6 protein-coding genes are annotated in these 6,020 nt (G+C 65.0%); 1 reads left to right on the plus strand and 5 read right to left on the minus strand.

Annotated features, from left to right (window positions below; translation table 11 throughout):
- Positions 1 to 117 precede the first annotated feature (117 nt).
- The 4 genes from groL to X803_RS0107650 all read right to left on the minus strand — a co-directional run bounded on the left by groL (position 118) and on the right by X803_RS0107650 (position 3,397).
- Positions 118 to 1,752 (minus strand): chaperonin GroEL, encoded by a 1,635-nt coding sequence (groL, locus tag X803_RS0107635; protein ID WP_026544679.1) that lies wholly within the window; start codon positions 1,750 to 1,752, stop codon positions 118 to 120.
- A 296-nt stretch (positions 1,753 to 2,048) separates the two neighbouring features.
- A complete protein-coding gene (locus X803_RS0107640) occupies positions 2,049 to 2,255 on the minus strand; it encodes a cold-shock protein (RefSeq protein WP_026544680.1) in 207 nt (68 codons plus the stop codon).
- Positions 2,256 to 2,380: 125 nt separating this feature from the next.
- Positions 2,381 to 3,055 carry a LytR C-terminal domain-containing protein gene (locus tag X803_RS0107645; RefSeq protein WP_026544681.1) on the minus strand — a complete coding sequence of 225 codons (675 nt, stop codon included), beginning with the start codon at positions 3,053 to 3,055 and terminating at the stop codon, positions 2,381 to 2,383.
- 36 nt (positions 3,056 to 3,091) lie between these two features.
- A complete protein-coding gene (locus X803_RS0107650; RefSeq protein ID WP_035778202.1) occupies positions 3,092 to 3,397 on the minus strand; it encodes a DUF3263 domain-containing protein in 306 nt (101 codons plus the stop codon).
- Positions 3,398 to 3,525: 128 nt separating this feature from the next.
- Here X803_RS0107650 and X803_RS0107655 point away from each other — a divergent pair, with 128 nt between their 5' ends.
- Positions 3,526 to 4,263, plus strand: coding sequence for a uracil-DNA glycosylase (locus X803_RS0107655; protein WP_084033527.1), 738 nt, complete (start codon positions 3,526 to 3,528; stop codon positions 4,261 to 4,263).
- Between the two features lie 10 nt (positions 4,264 to 4,273).
- Here X803_RS0107655 and X803_RS0107660 read toward each other — a convergent pair whose 3' ends face one another.
- Positions 4,274 to 5,938 carry a threonine/serine exporter family protein gene (locus tag X803_RS0107660; protein WP_026544684.1) on the minus strand — a complete coding sequence of 555 codons (1,665 nt, stop codon included), beginning with the start codon at positions 5,936 to 5,938 and terminating at the stop codon, positions 4,274 to 4,276.
- Between the last annotated feature and the right edge of the window lie 82 nt (positions 5,939 to 6,020).

The raw sequence follows: 6,020 nt of genomic DNA on the forward strand, positions 1-6,020 counted from the left end.
GGCCTCCGCGCCCGGGATCCCGCCACAGGTGCACGAATCTTCCGGCTTTCACAACACAGAAGGCCGGCCCCCGAGGGGACCGGCCTTCTGTGTTGTCGAGCAGGTAGGGCTGGGAGCCTAGAAGCCGCCCATACCGCCCATGCCGCCCATCTCGTCGCCGCCGCCTGCGGGAGCAGCCTTCTCAGGCTTGTCCGCGACAACAGCTTCGGTGGTGAGGAACAGGCCCGCGATGGAGGCGGCGTTCTGCAGTGCGGAACGGGTCACCTTTACCGGGTCGTTGACGCCGGCAGCAAGCAGGTCCTCGTAGTCGCCGGTTGCGGCGTTGAGTCCGTGGCCTGCGGGCAGGCCGCGGACCTTCTCGATGACAACGCCGGGCTCGAGGCCTGCGTTGAAAGCGATCTGCTTGAGCGGGGCGTCGATGGCGATGCGCACGATGTTTGCACCGGTTGCCTCGTCGCCTTCCAGGTTGAGGTTGGCGAACGCCTTGGCGCCGGCCTGGATCAGGGCCACGCCGCCGCCGGCAACAATGCCCTCTTCAACAGCAGCCTTCGCGTTGCGGACAGCGTCCTCAATGCGGTGCTTGCGCTCCTTGAGTTCAACCTCGGTTGCCGCACCGGCCTTGATGACTGCAACACCGCCGGCCAGCTTGGCCAGACGTTCCTGCAGCTTCTCGCGGTCGTAGTCGGAGTCGGAGTTCTCGATCTCGGCACGGATCTGTGCAACCCGCCCGGCGATCTCCTCGGCGTTGCCGGCACCTTCGACGATGGTGGTCTCGTCCTTGGTGACAACGACCTTGCGGGCCTGGCCCAGGAGGTCGATGGTGGCGTTCTCGAGCTTGAGGCCAACCTCCTCGGCGATGACCTGGCCACCGGTGAGGATGGCGATGTCAGCGAGCTGGGCCTTGCGGCGGTCGCCGAAGCCCGGAGCCTTGACGGCAACCGACTTGAACGTGCCGCGGATCTTGTTGACCACGAGGGTGGCCAGGGCTTCGCCTTCGATGTCTTCGGCGATGATCAGCAGCGGCTTGCCGGACTGCATGACCTTCTCGAGGACAGCGACGAGATCCTTGACGTTCGAGATCTTGGAGTTGACGATCAGGATGTACGGGTCTTCGAGGACCGTTTCCTGGCGCTCTGCGTCGGTGACGAAGTAGCCGGAGATGTAGCCCTTGTCGAAGCGCATACCCTCGGTGAGCTCAAGCTCCAGCCCAAAGGTGTTGGACTCCTCGACGGTGATGACGCCTTCCTTGCCCACCTTGTCCAGAGCTTCGGCGATGAGGTCGCCGATCTGCTGGTCACCGGCGGAGATCGAAGCCGTAGCTGCGATTTCTTCCTTGGTCTCAATTTCCTTCGCGGAGGCGAGGAGTTCGGCGGTGACTGCGTCAACGGCCTTCTCGATGCCGCGCTTGAGGCTCAGCGGGTCGGCGCCGGCAGCTACGTTGCGGAGGCCCTCCTTCACGAGCGCCTGGGCGAGGACGGTTGCGGTGGTGGTTCCGTCACCGGCAACGTCGTCAGTCTTCTTGGCGACTTCCTTGACGAGCTCGGCGCCGATCTTCTCGAACGGATCGTCGAGTTCGATCTCCTTGGCGATGGAAACGCCGTCGTTGGTGATCGTGGGAGCGCCCCACTTCTTCTCAAGGACAACGTTGCGACCGCGGGGGCCCAGCGTTACCTTGACTGCATCAGCGAGGGTGTTCAACCCGCGCTCGAGGCCGCGGCGTGCCTCTTCATCAAAAGAAATGATCTTGGCCATAACGGCGTAGGTCCTTTCGGGACGGTAATGCGTATGCTGCTACCCGCCTGTGATGCCCGCGACGGACGGACGGATCCGGGAGGATCTCTGTACCTCCCGAACCAGCCCTCACCACAGAGGTTGCCTGGTTCACTCTCGGGTGCCGTCTTAGCAGTCGTCACACCTGAGTGCTAAGTCAATAATTAGCACTCACACACTGCGAGTGCAAGCTGTTCACCTGAGGGGAAACAACGACGACGGCGCGCCACCCCTTCCGGGGAGACGCGCCGTTGTTCTTCGGCAAACCGTGGGCGGGGTCAGGACGCGAGGCGCACAGCCTCCGCCTGCGGCCCCTTCTGGCCTTCCCCGATCTCGAATTCGACCCGCTGGCCCTCATCGAGTGCGCGATAGCCCTCCATCTCGATCGAAGACCAGTGCACAAAGACATCTGCCCCACCCTCATCGACAGTGATGAAGCCGTAACCCTTTTCAGCGTTGAACCATTTCACGGTTCCCTGCGCCATGTTGTTCTCCCACTATGTAGATCCCCGCGTGGCTGGTGATGGCGGGGCTGAAATACATCTAATCCCACATCGCGGGGACAGTGACGGGGAACACAGGGAATGTTATTGATCCTTAACCAGCGTGCTTATTGAAAGCCGGGGCCTACCACAACAGTGATGCCTCCCAATCCGGCTTCGCCCTGCACCGCTCCGATTCCCAGAGCTCCGGCAAGCGCTTCGGCGGTAGACCGCTGTTCTTCACCGTTATAGAGGACGATCGAACCCTGCAGCGGCTGACCGGACCAGTTGCCGATCTGGGTAACATTCCAGCCTTCGGACTGAAGGCGACCGGCCGCTGTGCTGGCCAGCCCACTGACGCTTGTCGCATTCAATACGGCAACCGGCTGCGTCCGGTCCGCGGCGGCGGCAGGCTCGGTAGTGTCCGTCACCGGTTCCTCGGCAGGTGTTGTTTCCTCGCTGGGGGTTGGCTCTGGGCCGGGTGAAGCGGGAGGTGCGGACGCCGTGGGATTGGCCGTGGGATCGGATTCCTCGCTGGGCGTGGCGCTCGCTGCGTCGCCGGCGGTGATCGAGGGCATCGGCGCCGAACTGCTGGTTTCGGGTGTGACACGGGAGGCCTGGCCGAGTCCCAGCCGGGGAAACAGGAAGTACGCAACCAGGCCGACCGCGAGCACAAGCATGCCCGCGATGACTTTCAGCACCAGGCCGCTTGAACGCGGAGGCACGAGCCGTTCGCGGTGCACTCCCTGCCTCGCGGCGGATTCCGGCACCTGGTCGAATTCGTCGCGGGGGTATTGGGTCATCTGCCGGGGAGTCCTTGGGTTGGGGTTGCGGAAAAACTAGACGTCGACGCCGAGTCGGCGCGCGGAACGGGCGCGCTGGCGGGTCGTACGTAGTCTACGCAATCTCTTCACGAGCATCGGATCGTGGGCGAGGGCCGCTTCGGTATCGATCAGCGCGTTGAGGATCTGGTAGTAGTGCGTCGCGGAGAGATCGAACATCTCACGGATGGCCTGCTCCTTGGCGCCCGAATACTTCCACCACTGGCGCTCCAGTTCGAGCATGCGCTGTTCGCGCTCCCCCAAAGCCGGCTCCCGCGTCTGTGCGGCACCATTCTGATCTGCCTGCGCTGCCGAGCCCTGCATACCCACGACACACCGTCCAATCCACCGTTTCCGCGGTATCAACTTCGTCCATGGTAGTGGCGAATCACATGCTTGTCATTTACCCGCCACCTAACCCCCTGCCCGTGCCGGCACGCAAGAATAGAGACATGCACGACGACGGCACCCCCACCCTGCCCCTGCCACCGCCCGCCGGGGAACCGATCCCGTTCGCTGCGCCTGCGGCGCTCCATGAGGTGATGGCACCTGACTGGGCTGCGGCGCTTCGCCCGGTACAGTCCGAGGTCCACGAGCTGGCCCGCGTCCTCGCCACGGAACAGCAGCGCGGGGTGCAGTTGCTGCCGCAGCCGGAATCCATCCTGCGCGCCTTCACCTACCCGCTGAGCCACGTCAAGGTTCTGATCGTGGGCCAGGATCCCTACCCCACGCCCGGCCACTCCGTAGGCCTTGCCTTCTCTGTGACGCGTCAGACGCGGCTCCCCCGCAGCCTTGCCAACATCTACAGGGAGCTTGAGGCAGATCTGGGCGCCCCCGCGCCCGCCCACGGCGATCTCTCCCCCTGGGCCGAGGAGGGAGTCCTCCTGCTGAACCGGACCCTGACGGTGCGTGCCGGAGAAACCGGCTCGCACCGTGCACTGGGGTGGAACGCTGTCACCGACGCCGCCGTGCGGGCACTGGTGGGCCGCAACCAGCCGCTGGTCGCGATCCTCTGGGGCCGTGAAGCCCAGCAGTTGAAGCCGCTGCTGGGGTCCACGCCCCTGATCGAGTCTCCCCACCCCAGCCCGCTCTCGGCCTCACGCGGGTTCTTCGGGTCGCGGCCCTTCTCCAGGGCCAATGACCTCCTCCGGAGGCAGGGCGCCGAACCGGTGAACTGGCTGCGCAGCTGACTGTCCAGCCTCAGCGGCGGCGGTTACGACGGCGTTCGTTACTGCTGAGCTTCTTGGTGAAAGGCCGCGCCAGGTTGTCGCCAAGCACCACTCCTCCGGCAATGGCCAGGATGATGGTGAGCGCGTTGAACAGCCCGATCGCGCCGGCGCCCGTCACATCGGTCTCGATCGTCAGGTCGTACATCGACCGGAAGATCGTAAGCCCCGGGTAAAGGAACATCACCGCGGGCACCGCGACCACCAGTTGCGGCGCCCCCATGCGCAGTGCCACCACACGGGCGAGCATACCGATCAAAACGGCCGCAACCGCGGGCGCCAGCCGGTAGCCCACACCCAGGTTGACCACCAGTGAGTACAGGAGGAACCCGGCGGTTCCGATGAGCGAGGTGGGGATGATCAGCGACAGGTCCGTCTGCTCGGCGACGCAGATCATCGCAATCGCTACGAAGACAAGCACCGCAACCACGGGCAGCGGATACAACGAGCCCTCCGAGGACGTGACGTCGAGTTCCGGCACGCCGATGAGCTTGCCGAACACCAGCGCGACGGCGATCCCGGACACCAGACCGGCGAACACCAGGAACGCGGACAGGAACCGGCCGGCCGCAGTCACCGGGAAGCCGTTGATGGCGTCCTGGGTTGCTGACACCAGCCGTCCTGTCGGCAGGAGAAGCAGAATGCCGCCCACCACCACGAGCGCCGGCGAAATCGGCGCCTCCAGCCACCACATCAGCATCGCAATGAACGTGACCAGGGCAGCCGACGTCGCGGTTGCAAAGAACTCCGGCACACGCCAGCGTCCCAGCTGACGTGAAAGCAGATCCACTCCGATACAGCTCGCAAACGAGATGAGCGAGCCCAGCGGTCCGCCGCCGATGAACGCCACAATGGCCGCTGCGAACACGCCGAACGCCGCAGTGACCATCCAGCGTGGGAACGGCTTCGGCCGGTGGGTGATCTCTTCGAGGCGCCGGATCGCTTCAGAGCGGTCCACGCCGCCGTCGGCGATGTCGGTCACGAGCTGGTGCACGCGTGTCAGACCGGCATAGTTGTTGGTCCAGGACCGGACTACGCGCAGAACTGTGGTCGGTGTCTGGTCCTTGGCGGAATAGTTGAGCACCACGGACTGGTTGGTGATGTCGACCTCGATGTTGTCCAGCCCAAACGCAGCGGTCACCGCGATGATGCTGGTTTCCACCTCCAGCGCACCCGCACCGTAACGGAACATTGTCTCGGCAAGGCTGAGGGCAAAGTCGAGCGTGCGGCGTGCGCCGACGTCGGGCCCTCCCACCTGGACGGTGGGATTGGCAAAGGGACTGCCGGCGAGCCGCTCAACGAGGTTCATCGCCTGCGTGGGCGGGGCTTCCCCCTGGACCAGGCGCCGGAGCATCTTGCGGGCAGCAAGCTGCGAGCGGTCGGGCCGGGCGGCCTGCGGTGTGATCGGCAGGGCGTCGGTCGGGTTGGCCGGAGGTCGTGAGCCGCCGGCTTTCCGGGCAACCTTCGCTCTGGCCTTGCCCGGCGCCGCCGGTGACGATCTGGCCTTGCCCGGGGTTCCCGGTGATGACTCAGCCTTGTCCGGGGTTCCCGATGAGCCCACAACAGGCAGCTGTTCAGCCACCGGGGAGGGGTTGGTGTCCGGGCTCCGGCGCTTACTGGCACCGGACTTGTCTGCCACGTGATGTCCCTTCCTGGACTCGGATTCCTTCAACGGGTCCGGAATTGTTCCGGTTTAGTAGAACGGCTGGTGGGTGCGCCGC

The sequence above is a fragment of the Arthrobacter sp. 35/47 genome, from assembly GCF_000520475.1.
GTDB classification, from domain to species: domain Bacteria; phylum Actinomycetota; class Actinomycetes; order Actinomycetales; family Micrococcaceae; genus Arthrobacter_D; species Arthrobacter_D subterraneus.

What these genes read in the sequence shown, in the direction of transcription:
- X803_RS0107640 (WP_026544680.1), bottom strand. Translation starts at nt 2,255, where the DNA reads ATGGCGCAGGGAACCGTGAAATGGTTCAACGCTGAAAAGGGTTACGGC.
- groL (WP_026544679.1), bottom strand. Translation starts at nt 1,752, where the DNA reads ATGGCCAAGATCATTTCTTTTGATGAAGAGGCACGCCGCGGCCTCGAG.
- X803_RS0107645 (WP_026544681.1), bottom strand. Translation starts at nt 3,055, where the DNA reads ATGACCCAATACCCCCGCGACGAATTCGACCAGGTGCCGGAATCCGCC.
- X803_RS0107655 (WP_084033527.1), top strand. Translation starts at nt 3,526, where the DNA reads ATGCACGACGACGGCACCCCCACCCTGCCCCTGCCACCGCCCGCCGGG.
- X803_RS0107650 (WP_035778202.1), bottom strand. Translation starts at nt 3,397, where the DNA reads ATGCAGGGCTCGGCAGCGCAGGCAGATCAGAATGGTGCCGCACAGACG.